Annotated in this window: 12 protein-coding genes and 1 tRNA gene; 8 read left to right on the forward strand and 5 right to left on the reverse strand. The window is 69.6% G+C overall.

Translation table 11 applies throughout. The features are described from left to right. Positions 1 to 12: 12 nt before the first annotated feature. From ACIBO8_RS36175 to ACIBO8_RS36185, 3 genes are all read left to right on the forward strand, one after another. Positions 13 to 2,154 carry an ATP-dependent DNA helicase UvrD2 gene (locus ACIBO8_RS36175; protein ID WP_396120035.1) on the forward strand — a complete coding sequence of 714 codons (2,142 nt, stop codon included), beginning with the start codon at positions 13 to 15 and terminating at the stop codon, positions 2,152 to 2,154. A 117-nt stretch (positions 2,155 to 2,271) separates the two neighbouring features. Further along, positions 2,272 to 2,592, forward strand: a complete 321-nt coding sequence (locus tag ACIBO8_RS36180; protein ID WP_396120036.1) for a hypothetical protein — start codon at positions 2,272 to 2,274, stop codon at positions 2,590 to 2,592. Between the two features lie 143 nt (positions 2,593 to 2,735). Then, complete coding sequence (locus ACIBO8_RS36185; protein WP_364700047.1) at positions 2,736 to 3,098, forward strand: WhiB family transcriptional regulator; 363 nt, start codon at positions 2,736 to 2,738, stop codon at positions 3,096 to 3,098. Positions 3,099 to 3,472: 374 nt separating this feature from the next. Here the strand turns inward: ACIBO8_RS36185 and ACIBO8_RS36190 are convergent, their stop codons facing one another. The 4 genes from ACIBO8_RS36190 to ACIBO8_RS36205 all read right to left on the reverse strand — a co-directional run bounded on the left by ACIBO8_RS36190 (position 3,473) and on the right by ACIBO8_RS36205 (position 8,526). Then, on the reverse strand, positions 3,473 to 5,023 hold the full coding sequence (locus tag ACIBO8_RS36190; protein WP_396120037.1) for a diguanylate cyclase domain-containing protein: 1,551 nt from the start codon (positions 5,021 to 5,023) through the stop codon (positions 3,473 to 3,475). A 201-nt stretch (positions 5,024 to 5,224) separates the two neighbouring features. Next, positions 5,225 to 6,571, reverse strand: coding sequence for an ABC1 kinase family protein (locus tag ACIBO8_RS36195; protein WP_396120038.1), 1,347 nt, complete (start codon positions 6,569 to 6,571; stop codon positions 5,225 to 5,227). A 307-nt stretch (positions 6,572 to 6,878) separates the two neighbouring features. Next, complete coding sequence (locus ACIBO8_RS36200; RefSeq protein ID WP_396120039.1) at positions 6,879 to 8,051, reverse strand: hypothetical protein; 1,173 nt, start codon at positions 8,049 to 8,051, stop codon at positions 6,879 to 6,881. A 313-nt stretch (positions 8,052 to 8,364) separates the two neighbouring features. Next, positions 8,365 to 8,526 carry a DUF5679 domain-containing protein gene (locus tag ACIBO8_RS36205; protein WP_015625326.1) on the reverse strand — a complete coding sequence of 54 codons (162 nt, stop codon included), beginning with the start codon at positions 8,524 to 8,526 and terminating at the stop codon, positions 8,365 to 8,367. 786 nt (positions 8,527 to 9,312) lie between these two features. Between ACIBO8_RS36205 and ACIBO8_RS36210 the strand changes: the two genes are divergently transcribed. Together ACIBO8_RS36210 and ACIBO8_RS36215 are read left to right on the forward strand one after the other, a co-directional pair. Then, positions 9,313 to 9,846 carry a M48 family metallopeptidase gene (locus tag ACIBO8_RS36210; protein ID WP_396120040.1) on the forward strand — a complete coding sequence of 178 codons (534 nt, stop codon included), beginning with the start codon at positions 9,313 to 9,315 and terminating at the stop codon, positions 9,844 to 9,846. 52 nt (positions 9,847 to 9,898) lie between these two features. Continuing rightward, complete coding sequence (locus ACIBO8_RS36215; protein ID WP_396120041.1) at positions 9,899 to 10,495, forward strand: hypothetical protein; 597 nt, start codon at positions 9,899 to 9,901, stop codon at positions 10,493 to 10,495. Positions 10,496 to 10,616: 121 nt separating this feature from the next. Here the strand turns inward: ACIBO8_RS36215 and ACIBO8_RS36220 are convergent, their stop codons facing one another. Further along, the gene (locus ACIBO8_RS36220) at positions 10,617 to 11,867 is read right to left on the reverse strand and encodes a zinc-dependent metalloprotease (protein WP_396120042.1); all 1,251 of its coding nucleotides are present in this window, start codon (positions 11,865 to 11,867) and stop codon (positions 10,617 to 10,619) included. A gap of 90 nt (positions 11,868 to 11,957) precedes the next feature. On the opposite strand from ACIBO8_RS36220, the gene ACIBO8_RS36225 reads away from it, so the two are divergent. The 3 genes from ACIBO8_RS36225 (at position 11,958) to ACIBO8_RS36235 (ending at position 16,294) form a co-directional block, all read left to right on the forward strand. Then, the gene (locus ACIBO8_RS36225) at positions 11,958 to 12,986 is read left to right on the forward strand and encodes a PDZ domain-containing protein (protein WP_396120043.1); all 1,029 of its coding nucleotides are present in this window, start codon (positions 11,958 to 11,960) and stop codon (positions 12,984 to 12,986) included. Positions 12,987 to 13,096: 110 nt separating this feature from the next. Further along, complete coding sequence (locus ACIBO8_RS36230) at positions 13,097 to 16,060, forward strand: UPF0182 family protein (protein WP_396120044.1); 2,964 nt, start codon at positions 13,097 to 13,099, stop codon at positions 16,058 to 16,060. A 160-nt stretch (positions 16,061 to 16,220) separates the two neighbouring features. Next, positions 16,221 to 16,294, forward strand: a tRNA-Met gene (locus ACIBO8_RS36235). Positions 16,295 to 16,774 lie beyond the last annotated feature (480 nt).

Raw genomic sequence — 16,774 nt, forward strand, 5'->3', positions numbered from 1 at the left:
TGATTCCCGGTTGTGACAGCGGAACGCGTGCTCGCCGGGCTCGACCCCGATCAGCGCAGGGCGGTGACCGCCCCCGCGGGACCGGTCTGCATCCTGGCCGGGGCCGGCACGGGTAAGACACGAGCGATTACCCATCGCATCGCCTATCGAACACTGTCGGGGGAGATCAGCCCCCGTCACGTCCTGGCCGTCACCTTCACCGCCCGCGCCGCGGCCGAGATGCGCGCCCGTCTCACCGAGCTCGGCGCCGGCCGGGTCCAAGCCCGCACCTTCCACGCCGCGGCCCTGCGCCAGGTGCGCTACTTCGCGCCCCGGTTGCTCGAGGGACGCGCGATGCCGGAGCTGGTCGAGAGCAAGACGAGGCTCGTGGTGCTGGCGGCCAACCGGGCCGGGGTGCGAGCGGACCGCACCGCCGCCCGCGACCTCGCCGGCGAGATCGAGTGGGCCAAGTCCTCGCTGGTCGAACCCGGGGAATACGTCGTGGCGGCCACCAAGGCGCTGCGCGAGCCGCCGTACGAGGCCGCGAAGGTCGCCGAGATCTTCGCCGCGTACGAGTCGCTCAAGCGCCGCCAAGGCGTGATCGACTTCGAGGACATGCTGCGGGCGGCCGTCTGGGGCATCGAGGAGCACGCCGACGTGGCCGAACAGGTCCGCTCGCAATACAGGCACTTCGTCGTGGACGAGTATCAGGACGTCAACCCGTTGCAGCAGCGCCTGCTGGACGCCTGGCTCGGCGGGCGCGACGACCTCACCGTGGTCGGCGACGCCAGCCAGACCATCTACTCGTTCACCGGCGCCACCTCGTCCTACCTCGTCGACTTCCCCCGCCAGCGGCGCGAGGCCGTCGTCGTACGCCTGGTCCGCGACTACCGCTCCACACCGCAGGTGGTCGGCCTGGCCAACGCGGTGATCAGGCAGGCCCGCGGCACGGAGGCGAAGCTGCGCCTCGAGCTCGTCGGCCAGCGTCCGCCCGGCGCCGAGCCCGACCTCAAGATCTTCCCGGACGAGCCGGCCGAGGCGGTCGCCGTGGCCCGGCGCTGCCGCGAGCTGATCGCCGCCGGCACCCCGGCCAGCGAGATCGCCGTGCTGTTCCGGACGAACGCGCAATCGGAGACCTACGAGAAGACGCTCGCGGAGGCCGAGGTGCCCTACGTCGTCCGCGGCGCCGAGCGGTTCTTCGAACGCACCGAGGTGCGCCAGGCCATGATCGCCCTGCGCGCGGCCGTGCGCTCCACGCCGGGGGAGACCCCGCTGGTCCAGGCCGTCGTCGATGCCCTCGCGGCGACCGGCTGGGCCCGCGACCAACCCCCGGCCGGCGGCGCCCAGCGCGAGCAATGGGAGGCGCTCGCCGCCCTGGTCGCCCTCGCCGAGGAGTACGAACGCAGCCCCGCCCTGCTCCCGGTCGGCCAGGCGGGCGCGGTCCAGCGGGACGTCTCCCTCTCCGCCTTCAACGAAGAGCTGGCCCGGCGCGCCGAGCAGCAGCACGCCCCGACCGTCGAGGGTGTGACGCTGGCCTCCCTGCACGCCGCCAAGGGCCTCGAATGGGACGCCGTGTTCCTGGTCGGGCTCGCCGACGGCACGCTGCCCACCACGTACGCGAAGACCCCCGAGCAGCTGGAGGAGGAACGCCGCCTGCTCTACGTCGGGGTGACCCGGGCGCGGCAGTGGCTCTGGCTGTCGTACGGCCAGTCCCGTGCATCCGGCGGACGCACCCGCCGCCCCTGCCGCTTCCTGCCCCAGCTCACCGACACCCAGCACCGCACCTTCGAGAAGGCCGGTACGGCCAGTCGGAAACCCGTCAACCGGCGTACGCAGGTCGTTTCGTGCCGCGTCTGCGGCGCCACCCTCCTGGCCGGCGCCGACCGCAAGCTGGGCCGCTGCCCCACCTGTCCGTCCGACCTGGACGAGGAGCTGCACGAGCGCCTCCTGACCTGGCGCGCGCAGGCCGCCGCCGAGCAGAAAGTCCCTGCATACGTAGTGTTCACGGACGCCACGATCGTGGCCATCGCGGAGCGCCGCCCCAGCTCCCCGCCGGAGCTGCTGGCCATCGCCGGCATCGGCCCCCGCAAGCTCGCCCAGTACGGCGCCGCGGTCTTCGCTCTGGTCGGCGGCGCGAGCCCGGCGGACGCGGCCGCAGAAAACTTTGAAAACTAGTCCGTTAATTCGTTTGCCCTCCCTTGCAGGGACGGCATAGCCTCAGGTCACACCTTGGCGAGCGGCATGCTCAACGGGGTTTCGGAACGAGTGCAAGCACTGGAGGAGGTGGGACCGATGGAGATCTTCTACATGACTGAGCGACCGTCGATGCCGCTTACCCCTGCCTGTGCTCCGTCCGCTTCGTGGCTCCCGACCGTCCCCGTGGCGAAGTCCGCCCTCAAGGTGGAATCCGCCCCCGTGACGATCTTGGCCGCCGAGCGGGCCCCGGCTTCGCAGGCGCACCAGGTCCAGATCCAGGCCGAGCTGGTCCGGGTTCTGGTGGACGTCGATGGAAGCAACGGGACCACTGGGTTCGTGGGCAGCAACGGCATCGCCATGAAGCGTCGACTGACGGATGGTGCCAGCGGTGTCCCGCCTCGAGGAAGGCCGGTCTGAGAAACCAGACCTCCGGCTCACCTCGAGGCCGCGGAACCCGTAACCGGGATCCGCGGCCTACTTTTTTGCCGGCTTACCGGCCGGTGCTCCACCAGCACCAACGATCCAGAAGATCGAGAGAAAGAGAGAGGTGACCGGGCTTTATGAGTCTGGCGCTGGCCCCGCTCGACGTGAGCGTCGAGATCGAGGCAAACCTGCCCTGTCGGAAGTTCGACCCGGACCTGTGGTTCTCGGACTCCCCGGCCCAGCTGGAGCTGGCCAAGTCGCTCTGCGGGGACTGCCCGCTGCGCGTCGAGTGCCTCGCCGGCGCGGTCGAGCGGAGCGAGCCCTGGGGCGTCTGGGGCGGCGAGATCTTCGAGCGCGGCGCCGTGGTTCCGCGCAAGCGGCCCCGTGGCCGGCCCCGCAAGGTCGACGTCGCCCGCGACGCCGAGCTCGCGGTCGAGGTGGAGGAGCGGCTCGCGGCGAACGGCCTCGAGACCCGCAACTCGGTCCGACTGGCCGCATGACATGACCACCCTCACCACCCCTTACCGGAAGACGGAAGACGTAGCCATGACCTCGAACGGAACCCCGAAGATGAAACTCATCCAAGAAGCGCTCTCCCGAGCACGAATGCGTCGGCCTCAGGCCGACCACCACCCTGAGGCGCACCGTCCCGCACGTCAGATCGCCATGGAGGCCCGGCACCGGGCCGCCCGTGAACTGGGTGGACGCCTCTGATCGAACGATGAACCGCACGGCCCCGTCCGCAGCTCACTGCGGGCGGGGCCCTTTCCGTGCGGGCCCTTTCCGCCGGCCGCTTTGTCGGACCGGCTTCTCGGCCGGCTTCCTCGGCGTTGATGGCGCGATTCCACATCAAGCCCGATGGCGGACGGCGCTTTCAGCGGCCCCCGATGGCGGCGTCGGCGAGCGGCTCCGGGGCGACCGTGTAGCGGCCCTTGCCATCGACTTTCGCCTCGTACATGGCGTGGTCGGCGAGGCGGAGCAGTTCGTCGGCACTCGCCCTGCCCGGGCGGCCGATGGCGATGCCGACACTGCCGCCGATGACCGCCGGGTGGCCGTCGAGGTCGAACGGTGGACGCAGCGCCTCGACGATGCGCTGGGCGATGTGCTCGGCGTCTCCGGGTTTGCTGATCGGGTCGGCGAGGACGGCGAACTCGTCGCCGCCGAGGCGGGCGAGGGTGTCGCACGTGCGGACGCATTCCCGCAGCCGGTTCGCGACGGCGATGAGCAGCCTGTCGCCGGCGGCGTGGCCGAGCCGGTCGTTGACCTGCTTGAAGCCGTCCAGGTCGACGTAGATGACGGCGAGGATTTCATCGGTACGGTTCTGCCGGGCCACCGCCAGCTCGGAGTGGTCGCGAAACAGCGCCCGGTTGGCCAGGCCGGTCAGTGGGTCATGGAACGCCAGATGCTGCAACTGGCGGGTGAGTACGAGGTTGTCTCGGACGCTGACGAGCTGCCGGACGACGACCAGCAGCAGCACCGCGACCCCGAGCAGGTACAGGAACGGCCCGATCCAGCCGTGCGTGAGCGTCAGGGTGATCGAGGTGGAGACGGCGATGGCCAGTGGCACGTACGGCAGCGCCACCCACAGCGGCGCGTTGAGGTCCGTGTCGCCCCGGGACTCGCCCGCGCGAGCCCGCAGCGCACCCAGCCCGATGAGGATGAATCCGCCGAACCAGCCAAGGTCGAGCAGGCCGCCGGCGGTGTACGCATCGATGTTGACCAGGTACGCGAAGAAGCTGTCCCCGACGGCTAGGCCGAGCGCCCCGAAGCCCATCAACGCGACCGCGCCGCGTTCCCTGGGGTGGACATGCCCGAGCAGGATGAGCGCCATGCTGGCCATGGCGACGTCGCCGATCGGGTAGGCCAGCACGACCACCCACTCCAGCGGCGTGTTGCCGCCGGTGTCGATGATGGGCCCGAGCACGAAGGCCCAGCTGACGACCAGCAGCGAACCGCTGATGATCATCCCGTCGAGGAGCGTGCGCAGGGCGCCCCGCCGGGCCGTGATGAGGGCGGCCATCCCGCCCAGCACGAGCGGCACGGTGAGCAGGTAGCCGAGGTCGGCCACGGACGGGAACGGCGACTCGACCCGCAGCGCCACCTCGTAGTAGCTCCAGGCCAGCTGCCCCAGCGTCCAGGACACCATGCCGGCGCCGATCAACATCCAGCCGCGCCGGGCCGCCCCGAGGGTCCGGGCCCGGATGACGAACGACGCCACGGCGGCGAACGACGACGCCGCGGCCAGCGACAGGTCGCCGAAGGCGGTCATTCCGCGCTCGCCGAACGGCTGTACGGTGACGACGACGAGGTACGCCGCCACGACCACGCCGGCTGCCACGAACGCGCGCTGTCCGGCAATCGTGCCGGCGACGGGCTCCGCGGTGGGCGCGTGCCGCATCGAACCGTCCTTCGCCACCGCAGCCATGCGCACCATCCTCATTCCCTGTGCAGGTCCCACAGAGACAATCGGCTGTAACCAAGTTCACGCTGAGCGTGTACGGGTGTCTGCCAGCGAAGATCGCCGACCGGGCGCCCGTGACCGCATCCCAGATGGTTCTGCCGCCTGCTCCGGACCTGGTACAGAAGGGTCAGCCCCGCACGTCAGCCGCCTGGCTCGAGCCGCCCCTCATGCCACGGGGGCGAATCCCGGCAGCCACTTCTCGAGGATCGCTCGATAAGGCGCCTTCGCTTCCAACTGGCAGAGCACCCCGATCGAGCCGAGCGTCACCCGGTGGATCAGCAGGTACGACGGCGGCAGATTGAGCTTGCGGCTGAGCTGGAACGCCGGTGACCGGGGACTCGACAGCCGCGTCGCCTCCGAGCGGATCCAGCTGCGGGTGAACCGGAACTCGTCCACCGCGACCGGCTCGATCATGGGCCGCAAGAAGTCGAGAACCGCCTGCGCGTCCAGCTCGTCGTCCGGCTTGATGAAACCCTCGTCGCGCAGCCCGTCGGCGACAGCTTGAGCATTGCCCTCGAGCGCGAACCGGACCAGGCGGCCGATCGGCTCCGGGTGCCCGTCCGGCAGGCGCGCCACCGCACCGAAGTCGATCACGCCAAGACGCCCGTCGGGCAGGATCCGGAAGTTGCCCGGGTGAGGATCGGCGTGCAGCAGACCGGCCCGCGCCGGCGCGGAGAAGTGCAAGGTGGCCATCAGCCGCCCGGCCTCGTCCCGCTCGGGCTCCGTACCGTCGCTGATCACCTTCGACAGCGGCGTCCCCTCGACCCACTCGGTGACCAGCACCCGCGGCGCCGATGCCACCACCCGGGGCACGAAAATCTCCGGATCCCCCGCGTACGCCGCGGCGAAAGCCTTCTGAGTCTCGGCCTCCATCGCGTAGTCGAGTTCCTCGGTGATGCGCTCCCGCAACTCCGTGAGCAGCGGCTTCATGTCCATGCCAGGCTGGATGATCTTGAACATCCCGGCCAGCCGCCCCAATTGCTTGAGGTCCGCGAGTAACGCTTCCCCGGCGCCCGGATACTGCACCTTGACCGCGACCGGCAGCGTCTTCGGCTTGGCGCCCTTCCGGCTCGGCGGCAGCTTCCACACCGCCCGGTGCACCTGCCCGATGCTCGCCGCCGCGGCCGGGCTGTCGTCGAACTCGGCGAACTTCTCCCGCCAGTCCGCCCCCAGCTGCTCGGCCAACGCCTTGTGCACATTCGCCACAGGCATCGGCGGCGCCGCCTCCTGCAGCTTCGTCAACGCCTGCCGATACGGCCCGGCCATCTCCTCGGGCATCGCCGCCTCGAACACCGACAGCGCCTGCCCGAACTTCATGGCACCGCCCTTGAGCTGCCCGAGCACGCTGAACAGCTGCTCCGCGGTGCGCTGCTGAATGTCGGCGGAGATGACGTCGGTGGCGATCCCGGTGACCCGCTTACCGAGCCCGAGCACGGTCCGCCCAGCGAAGCCGAGAGGCAGTGCGGCAAGCTTCGCGGTCCGGGACGCCGCACGACGCGGGATGTCGGTCACCAGATCATTGTGCCCAATGCAGCGCCGTTCGACCGCCCTCCACCGATCCGCTTGCGGATGCTCACCGATCTCGCCCACTTCCGGTACGCCGTGCACACATCCCCGCCGCCCGCCGGCCCCCTTCGGATACGTCCTCGCCACCGTCCCGGCCCTCCGAGCGGTTTCCCCGTCCTGCGGGCGTTTCTGGTCCGGCTCCGTCGCAGCCTCATCTCGCTGCCTCGCCGGCGGCGTCCCGAGCGGGTCCTCGGCGTCGTCCCAGGAGCGCGGTTGTCGTCGGTGGCTGCCTGCGTTCGACCACCGTTTCCGGTCATGCCGCACCCAATGCCTGGTCAGGCCCGCTGCGCGTCCGGCGCGATCTCCGCATGCAGGAGCAGTCCGGGTGGGGGACCCAGCTGCGCCGGCGTACCCGGCCCGGGGCGCTGACCTCGACCTCAGCCGCCAGCGTCTCCGGCGTCCGTCCGTCGACGAACGCGAGCACTTCCGCGACCGCGTACGCGGTACCCGCCAGGACCGTGGCCACCGCGCACGGCTCGTCGTCCCGCGGAGGCGGCTGGGGGCGGTCGGCGTGCGGGTCGCGCTCCTGTCGGTGCAGGTCGAGGCAGTGCAGACAGGGGCCGCCGGATGCCGGAACGAGCGGGCCGATCACCGGCGTGGCCTCGCGGATCGCCACCTTCAGGTGCGGCTGGCGGCGTTGTGCGTACGCGGCTGCCAGCAAGGGAACGGGCTGGTCGTGGTCGAGCTGGACGACGAGCGAGGCGCCACCCCGTCGGATCGATCGGGTCTCGGTGCCCGGCACCGCTCGCAGGACGGCTTCGGTCACCGCCTGCGCTCGAGGCCTGCCGAGGTCGCTGTCGCGCAGGGGAGAGGCGAGCCGGTCCTGGCGGCCGACCGTGCCCGGCAGATCGGGGTGAACGTGTCCGACCCCCGATTCGGCGAGCGCGACCGCGATGCCGGCGGCAAGCCGGCCACGGCCCGCGACGGTGATCCGGGCTCCTCTCCGCTTCCGGAGCGCCGCCGCAGGTTGGCTGACATGGAGAGACGGGCCGGAAGCGTAGGTGCCGGGTGGACGTGACTCGGAGCCGGTTGCTGGGTGGGCCGACGGCCCCGTCACGGCTCCGGGGGCGACCGGCGGTGGGCTTGGGGGCAGGGCGAGCGTCAAGGCTTCGCCGGACAGGTGCACGGCGGCTGATGGTGAGGGGTAAAGGCTCTGCGCAGGGACGACGAGGCCGGCCTGGTGGAGCGAATCGAGCAGGGCCCGGGCGTCCGACGGAGGCACTCCCACGGTCGCGGCCCGGCGGAGGATGTCTCGCTCCGATCGGGAACCGTCCAGCAGGTCCAGGAGGCGGGCGGTCTCGCGCTGTGGAAGATCGATGAGCACGGCGGTGCCGGGGCGCAGGCCGAGCTGCAGCGTGCGGGCGCCTCGCCAGGTGCGGTAGAGGCCGGGGAGAAGGGTCGGGCGGTGCAGGGGCGGGCAGGTCATGGGTGACAGGTTGTCACGTTCCCCGCGCGGAGCGAGTTCGTTGTCCACAGGCGCGAGGGACGCCCGTCCTCGCTTATCCACAGGCATCCGCGAGTTATCCACAGGCCTGGGCCGATGGTGGATAACTACTCAACGTCGTCAGGCGACCACAGTTATGGCCCGAGGGGGTGAACCGGCGCCGTCTGCCAGCCGGCCCGGCGCCACCGTGCTGAATCCCGATGTCAGGCAGGTGTGATCTTGAAGACCGGCGTACGCGCTGGTGCTGGGAGGCGGGGGTGACCGGGTGGTCGCCCCCGCCCTCCGGTGCTTCCGGTCAGGCCTTCGCCTTGCCCAGGATGCGGTTGACCGTCGTGCCGCAGACCGGGCACTTGCCCTTGGCCATGTTCATGCCGGTCTTCGAGACCTCGACGGTGCCCTGGAAGTCGCGCTTCTCCTTGCACTTCACGCAGTAGCCGTTGTACGTGTTGTCGGCCACGGTTCCTCCTCGTCATGTTGTCGGCCCGGGTCGGCCCGATGCCCCGGGACGCGGCCAGGTCGGTGACCTGGACCCCCGAGGCCCTGCTCGCGGCGACAGGCCGCGAATCTGTGTTCGGCGCTGGACCGCTCCGCGACCACGTGGATGTGGCCACCCGTTCCGGGCGGTCACTACCCAGGTCCGGCCATTTCCATGTCAGCGCAGCGTCGACGGTGTCGCCGACGTCGTGAGTCTGCCGGTCGGCTTGACCCTTTTTGGGCAGATACGGGTGGACACGCCGACGAATTACCTCAGAACGGCCGAAACGTGATGAGTCATGCCGAACGACGCAAGCTGCCGAGCCGATCGGTGGGCCTGCCTCGTGCGCTCCGGCAGGCGCAACAGCGAGGCCCGCGCGCGCCGACGAGCTGGCCCGCGGACGAGCCGACGGACGGAGGCGCGTGGGCCCACGGCGAGTCGGTGGCGCGAGGCGGGCGGGTAGGCGGTGGAGGAGCATGCCTGGGCAGCCCGGCGGCTGCGTCTCTCGGAGCTCTGGACACGGATGGAGGGGCCAGGTCAGAAAGTCGCAGGAGTCCGGAGGTTTGAGGGCGGCCTCTGGGGTCAAGCATGCGTTGTATACCGTGGCGCGTTGCGCCGTGCGTGTTTCCAGTACGGAAAATATTTTCGGATTTTGTGGGGCGAAGCTCACATATTGGGTGCGTGTCGTTTGCCGTACCCTTGCGGCGACCTGGCCCTGACGGATTAACGTCGCAATGTGAACCCTAGTGTGGGCCGCGCGAGCCTGTGATGGGCAGGACGCGCAAGCCTGTCGTCGAAGTGCGGCGCAGCCAGCGCCGTCGTCGCACGGTGTCCGCGTATCGCGAGGGCGAACGGGTTGTCGTCCTCATTCCCGATCGGTTCTCGCGTGCCGAGGAGACCGAGTGGGTCGCGCGAATGCTGGCCCGGCTGGCCGCTCGTGAGGAACGTGTCCGGCGCACGGACAACGAGTTGCTCGGGCGTGCCAACAAGCTGATCTCGCGCTTCCTCGCGGACCACGCTCACGATGTGGTTCCGGCCAGCGTGCGGTGGGTCACCAATCAGAACGGCCGCTGGGGATCCTGTACGCCCGACGACGGCACCATCCGCATCTCGCACCGTATTCAGGAGATGCCGGACTGGGTGATCGACTACGTGTTGCTCCACGAGCTGGCCCACCTCGTCGTGCCCAGCCACAACGCCGCATTCTGGGAGCTCGTCAACCGCTATCCGAAGGCGGAGCGGGCGCGCGGCTACCTGGAGGGCATCTCCGCCGCCACGGGCCTCGTCCTCGCCGACGACTGAGCTGAAGAGCCGCGCGGCGGGTCCAAGGAGGCCCAGCGGCTAATCTCGCAGCGTGACCAGACGTGTCGTGGTGGCGCTGCTGACTCCCGTGACCTGGAGTCCTCCCGGCGTCGACCTGGCCGCGTGGCGTGCCGCGCTCGCCGAAGACGTCGTCGATCTGCTCGCCCGGCTGGCCCAGGCCGAGCCGGCCATCGCGGCCGTCGCCGCGGACATGCCGCTCGCCCAGGAGATCGCCTGGCCCGGCATGCCGATCTACGAGGTACCCACTCCGACGCTTCTTCCCGTCTTCACCGCCGCGGAGAGTGCCGGCTTCGATCAGGCCGCGGTGCTGGCGGCGGACGCTGCCGACGTGCCCGGGATGATCCTCGGCAAGCTGTTGCGGCCGCTGAGCGGTAAGCCCGTCGCCGTGGCGCCCTCCGGGCCGGGAGGCGGGGTTCTCGCTGTCGCCGCGAATCTGCCGGTGCCCGGGTGGCTGGCCGATGCCGATCTCGACTCCGCCACCCCGATGACGCTGCGGCGGACGGCGCCGCAGCCGAGCCTGGTCGAGTCGACGCCGGATTGGCGGCGGTTGCGGGGGCCTTCGGATCTTGCGACGCTGGATCCCGCGCTCGAAGGGTGGGACAACACGCGGGCGTTGCTGGGTGGCTGAACCACCGCTCAGGGTGCCCGGCTGCCACTTACGCAGAATGAAGGGCGAGGGCCAGCGCATGCTGGGCCCCCGCCCGGCCTCGACGGGAGTTGCGGTCTGCACCACCCACCGAGCTACGACATCAAGATTTTGATCCTGGTTCTTCTTCTCCGCCGTCACCGAGGGCGTCGAGCTCGGAGATGTCCCAGTCCGGTTGGGCGCTGGCGAACTTCTGCGGGTCGGCGAAGTCCTCGTCGGTCGGCAGCAAGTCGGGGTGGTCCCAGAGGGCGTCGCGGCCCTGGACGCCCCGGACCTCGGTGACCGCGGTCCACAGGGCGCATGCTTCCCTGAGCCGGCGCGGGCGCAGTTCGAGGCCGACGAGGGCCGCGAAGGTCTGCTCGGCCGGGCCGCCTGCGGCGCGGCGGCGGCGGAAGGCTTCGCCGAGGGCCGCCACCGACGGAAGCCGGTCGCCTGCCGCGCTGTCCACGACGTGGCCCACCCAGCCCTCGACCAGGGCGAGGGCCGTCTCGAGGCGGGCGAGGCTGGCCTTCTGCTGGGGCGTGTCCTCCGGCGTGAAGATGCCCTCGAGCGCCATGGCCTGCATCGACTCGGGGTCGGTCGGGTCGACGCGGCTCATCGCCTCCTCGATCGCCTCCCGGTTCACCGTGATGCCGTTCGCATACGTCTCGACGGCCGTGAGCACGTGCGCGCGCAGCCACGGGACGTGCTGGAACAGTCGCTGGTGGGCCGCCTCGCGGAGGGCCACGTAGAGCCTGACCTGGTCCTCGGGGATCTCGAGGCCGTCCCCGTACGTCTTGATGTTGGCCGGTACGAGCGCGGCCGTGCCCGCCGGGCCGAGGGGCAGGCCGATGTCGCCCGCGGACAGCACCTCCGCGGCGAGCTGGCCCAGGGCCTGGCCGAGCTGGCCGCCGAACAGGGCGCCGCCGAGGGTGGCGACCATCGACTGCATCGGGCCGAGTTGCGCGCGGGCCTCCTCGGGAACGAGGTCGCCCATCGCGCCCACCATGCGGCCCGCGATCGGGTCGCAGAGCTTCTTCCACACGTCGAGGGTGTTGTACACCCATTCGTTCCTGTTCCAGGCCGTCGCGTCGCGGATGCCGGAGGGCATGGCGGAGGCGGGGTCGAGCCACAGGTCGGCGAGGCGCAGGGCCTCGGAGACGGCGTTTTGCTCGTACATGTTCACCGAGGGGTCGCCGGTCGCGCTCAGCTGGCTGGCCGCCACCTGGCGGGCCAGATCCCAGTTGACCGGGCCGCTCCCCGGCGCGGCGAACATCTGCTGCAGCTGATTCATGAACTGCTGCATCTGCTGCGGGTCGGAAGGATCGGGCGGCTGGGCGCCCGGCAGGCTGAAGCCGAACGGGATATCAGGCACGTCCCCAACGGTACGCGCGTCAAGCCCCTTCGTGACCAATGGCGGTGTCAGCTCAGAGAGAACTCAGGGTCAATTGGTACGGTCACGCGCATGAGACGTCGCGGTGTCACGGTCATCCTCGGCGCCCTGATCACCGCACTGCTGGCAGTCGGAGTCATGGCCATCCCCCTGCCGTACGTGGTGCTCAAGCCCGGGCCGACGGTCAACACGCTCGGTTCGGACAACGGCAAAGAGGTCATCCAGGTGACGAAGGCGGACACCTCGACGAGCAAGGGTCAGCTCCGGCTGACCACCGTAGGGGTCCAGCCCAGCGTCGAACTGGTGTGGGCGATCCGGGGCTGGTTCAGCGACGAGCAGGCGGTCGTGCCGCGGGACCTCATCTATCCGCCCGACCAGAGCGAGCAGCAGGTCGAGCAGCAGAACGCCGAGGAGTTCAAGACCTCGCAGAACAGTGCCGAGACGGTCGCGCTGCGCAAGCTCGGCTACCCGGTGCAGACCTACGTGACCTCCGTGACGCCGAAGAGCCCGTCCGACGGGGTGCTGCAGAAGGACGACGTCATCACCTCGGTCGACGGCGAGGCGGTCACCGGCCCCGCCAAGCTCACCGATCTGATCCAGTCGAAGCCCGCCGGCACGTCGCTGACCATCGGCTACACCCGGGCCGGCAAGCCGGGGACGGCCAGGATCGTCTCGCAGAGCGTGGAGAAGAGCGACAAGCCGCGGATCGGTGTGGCCATCGACCAGCGCCAGCCCCATCCGTTCACCGTGACCATCGACCTCGACGAGATCGGCGGGCCCAGCGCGGGCCTGATGTTCACGCTCGGCATCATCGACAAGCTCAAGCCCGAGGACCTCACCGGCGGCAAGATCATTGCGGGTACGGGGACGATCGACGACGAGGGCAACGTCGGGCCGATCGGCGGCATCCCGCAGAAGCTCGTCGGCGCCAAGGACGCGGGCGCGCAGATCTTCCTGGTGCCCGCGGACAACTGTGCCGAGGCGCTGCGCAACGCCGTACCGGGTCTGCCGATGGCCAAGGTCGCCACGGTGGACGACGCGCTCACGGCGCTGAAGACCTTCACCAGCGGCGGCACCCCGGCGCCGTGCACGGCTTCATGACTTGTCCACAGGCAACCCGAGCGGAACGTCGCAACACCCTAAAGTGAAGAACCGGTCCTGAGACTCTTGTGGGGTTCACGGTGGTCATGCGTAACAGTCCTCTGCCGAGGATGAGCCGGCGCGGTCGCGTGACCGTCGGCGTCCTCGTGGGGGTTTTCCTCCTATTCACGTTGCTGGGCTGGGGCATCGACGCCTACACCGACTACCTGTGGTTCGACGAGGTCGCCTTCACGGGCGTCTTCACCGGTGTCCTGGTGACCCGTCTGCTGCTCTTCCTGGCGATCGGCCTCGCCATGGCCCTGATCATCGCCGTCAACCTCTACCTCGCGTACCGGCTGCGCCCGCTGCTGCGCCCGCACTCGGCCGAGCAGGCTACCCTCGAGCGCTACCGCATGGTGATCCAGCCACGCCTCGGCACCTGGGTCGCCGTCATCTCGATCGTCATCGGCTTCTTCGCCGGTCTCTCCGCCCAGAGCCGGTGGAAGGACTGGATGCTGTTCCAGAACGCCCAGCCGTTCGGCGTGAAGGACCCGCAGTTCAACGTGGACGTCGGCTTCTACGTCTTCGACTACCCGCTGTTGCGCTACCTGCTGGGTGTGGGCTTCACCGCCGTGGTGCTGTCGGTCATCGGCGCGCTGGCCGTGCACTACATCTTCGGTGGGGTGCGGCTGCAGGGCGTCGGCGACCGGATGACCTCCGCGGCCCGGGCGCACCTGACCACCCTCGTGGCCGTCTTCGTGCTGCTCAAGGCGATCGCGTACGTGCTCGACCGGCGGGCCCTGCTGCTCGAGCAGCACGTCTCGCCCGGCCTGTACGGCGCCGGCTACACCGACGTCAACGCGTTGCTGCCGGCCAAGGAGATCCTGGCGTACATCTCGATCGTGGTCGCCATCGCGATCATCGTGTTCTCCAACGCGGTCATGCGGAACCTGGTGTGGCCCGGCGTCTCGCTGGCCCTGCTCGCCATCTCCGCCGTGGCCATCGGCGGCATCTACCCGCTCGCGGTGCAGAACTTCCAGGTCCAGCCCAGCCTTGCGGACAAGGAGGGGCCGTACATCAAACGGTCCATCGAGGCGACGCGGGACGCGTTCGGGCTGACCGACACGCAGGTGACTCCGTACCTGGCGAACAGCGTCGTGCCGCCTCCCTCGCTGACCGACGACCCCAGTGCGCGCAACGTCCGCGTCATCGACCCGCAGCTGGTGTCCGAGGCGTTCACCCAGTCGCAGCAGGTCCGCGGCTTCTACGACTTCGGCCCGAAGCTCGACGTCGACCGCTACTCCGTCGGGGACAAGACCCAGGACTACGTCGTCGGCGTGCGTGAGATCAACAACGATGCGCTCACCGAACAGCAGCAGAACTGGCTCAACGAGCACACGGTCTACACCCACGGGTACGGACTTGTCGCGGCTCCCGCCAACCAGTCGTGCGGTGGGCTGCCGTACTTCGTCTCCGGCTTCCTCGGCGGCGGGGCGCGTACGGCCAACTGTTCGTCGCCGACCGAGCAGATCAAGGTCGACCAGCCGCGCATCTACTACGGCGAGCAGGCCAAGACGTACGCGATCGTGGGGCAGACCGACAAGGCCAAGAACGTCGAGTTCGACCGTCCCCAGCCCACCGACAGCAACGCCGAGCAGCGTTACACGTACGAGGGGAAGGGCGGCGTACCGATCGGCTCGTTCTTCCGCCGGCTCGTCTTCGCCATCAAGAACACCGAAAGCAACTTCCTGCTCTCCGACGCGGTCAACAAGGACTCGCGCGTCATGTACGTGCGCGATCCCCGCTCGCGGGTGGAGAAGGTGGCGCCCTTCCTGACCATAGACGGAGACCCGTACCCGGCCGTCGTGGGCGGGCGCATCCAGTGGATCCTCGACGGGTACACGACCGCGGCGACGTACCCGTACGCGCAGCGGATCAACCTGCAGGAGGAGACGCAGGACGAGCTCACCAACCGGGGCACGTTCGCGCTCGCGCGGGACAACGTCAACTACATGCGCAACTCGGTGAAGGCGACCGTCGACGCGTACGACGGCACGGTCACGCTCTACGAGTTCGACGACAAGGACCCCGTCCTCAAGGCGTGGAACCAGGCGTTCGGCGGCGACCTCATCAAGCCGAAGGCTCAGATCCCCACCGAGCTCGAGCAGCACTTCCGCTACCCGGCCGACCTGTTCAAGGTGCAGCGCAACCTGCTCACCCGGTTCCACGTCACCGACCCCGCCGACTTCTTCACCGGCAACGACTTCTGGGCGGTCCCGAACACCCCGGACGGCTCGGATCCGCGGAAGCAGCCGCCGTTCTACCTGAACGTCAAGCTGCCCGGCCAGGACCAGGCCCAGTTCCAGCTGACGTCCGCGGTCACGCCCAGCAAACGGGAGAACCTGGCGGCGATCATCTCCGGCTCGTACGTCGACGGCAAACCCCGCCTCGAGGCGCTCGAACTCCCGGACGAGACCGCGATCCCCGGTCCGGCGCAGGTCCATCAACAGATGACCAGCAACGGCACCGTCCGGCCGGAGCTGAACCTGCTGCAGACGAACAATCAGGCCCAGGTCCTGTTCGGCAACCTCATCTCCCTCCCGGTCGGCGACGGCATGCTCTACGTCGAACCCGTGTACGTGAAGAGCGGCCAGCAGACCAACGCCGCGCCCCTGCTCCAGAAGGTGCTGATGTCGTACGGCGACGGCGGCAGATACGCGGTCCTGGCCAACAACCTGGACGAAGGCCTGAAGGCGCTCGTGGCGCAGGGCAAGAACCAGCCGACGAACACGACGCCGGGCAACACCGGCGAACCGTCATCGGGCGGGACACCGGTCCTGACCGGGCAGCTCGCCCAGGCCGCAGCGGCACTCGACAAGGCCATCGCCGACGTGAAGGCGGCTCAGCAGTCAGGCGACTTCGCCCGGTACGGGCAGGCGCTGCAGGCCTTGGACACGGCGATGACCAACTTCCAGAACGCGCAGAAGGCGGCATCCGGGACCAACGGGCCATCGGCCGGGCCGTCCGCGCCGCCGTCGGCACCGGCTTCGGCGCCGCCGGCATCCGGGCCGGCGCCGACTCCGAGCGGAGGCTGACGCCGGCGTCCGGGCACGTCGGCACCTCCTTGGAGAGGACCGAAGACCTGGACTCCTGTGCGGCCCGCCGGATGACCGGCGGGCCGCGGGCGGATGTGGGCCACGTTACGGGGGGTCGTTTTGCAGGCGAAGAAGCGCCGCGATAGGGTGGTTGTACCGACGCGGGGTGGAGCAGCTCGGTAGCTCGCTGGGCTCATAACCCAGAGGTCGCAGGTTCAAATCCTGTCCCCGCTACTAGCGTTATCGCACGTCAGAGGCCCGGACCCCGAATGGGGGACCGGGCCTTCCTGATTGCGAGCTCGCTGGCTCATGCCGGTCTCATCCTTGGCTTGCACGCGGACCTCGGTCCTGTCCCACACTGACGGCACCGCGAAGCGCGAGCGGGGGGCAAGCCCTTCATTGCGCTGACCCTCCGCCGAATCCCAAGATCCGCTCGACCACCTCCGACGGCAGCCGCGCAGGCCGACCCACCGCGTATGCGCCTTCCCGCGGACTGGAGACCCTCGGCATGTCGTGCGCTGGCTTTCCTCAACCCGGGCGGTCGGCAACCGATCAAGCCGCACACCGAGGTGAGGCAGACCCGGCGCAACCGGACGGCACCGTAGCGGAGCCTGACCGTGCACCGCGGGTCCGTGAATCTTCTTCGTATGCCCGGCCGATGAGGCGGCCGGACAACTCGGGGGAGATCAGATTTTGCGTCGCTCGACCATTCGT

The sequence above is a fragment of the Actinoplanes sp. NPDC049681 genome (genome assembly GCF_044465265.1).
Lineage (GTDB): Bacteria > Actinomycetota > Actinomycetes > Mycobacteriales > Micromonosporaceae > Actinoplanes.

Coding starts and splice junctions, on each gene's coding strand:
- ACIBO8_RS36200 (WP_396120039.1), bottom strand. CDS start 8,051: ATGACCTGCCCGCCCCTGCACCGCCCGACCCTTCTCCCCGGCCTCTAC.
- ACIBO8_RS36230 (WP_396120044.1), top strand. CDS start 13,097: ATGAGCCGGCGCGGTCGCGTGACCGTCGGCGTCCTCGTGGGGGTTTTC.
- ACIBO8_RS36185 (WP_364700047.1), top strand. CDS start 2,736: ATGAGTCTGGCGCTGGCCCCGCTCGACGTGAGCGTCGAGATCGAGGCA.
- ACIBO8_RS36190 (WP_396120037.1), bottom strand. CDS start 5,023: ATGGCTGCGGTGGCGAAGGACGGTTCGATGCGGCACGCGCCCACCGCG.
- ACIBO8_RS36225 (WP_396120043.1), top strand. CDS start 11,958: ATGAGACGTCGCGGTGTCACGGTCATCCTCGGCGCCCTGATCACCGCA.
- ACIBO8_RS36180 (WP_396120036.1), top strand. CDS start 2,272: ATGGAGATCTTCTACATGACTGAGCGACCGTCGATGCCGCTTACCCCT.
- ACIBO8_RS36210 (WP_396120040.1), top strand. CDS start 9,313: ATGGGCAGGACGCGCAAGCCTGTCGTCGAAGTGCGGCGCAGCCAGCGC.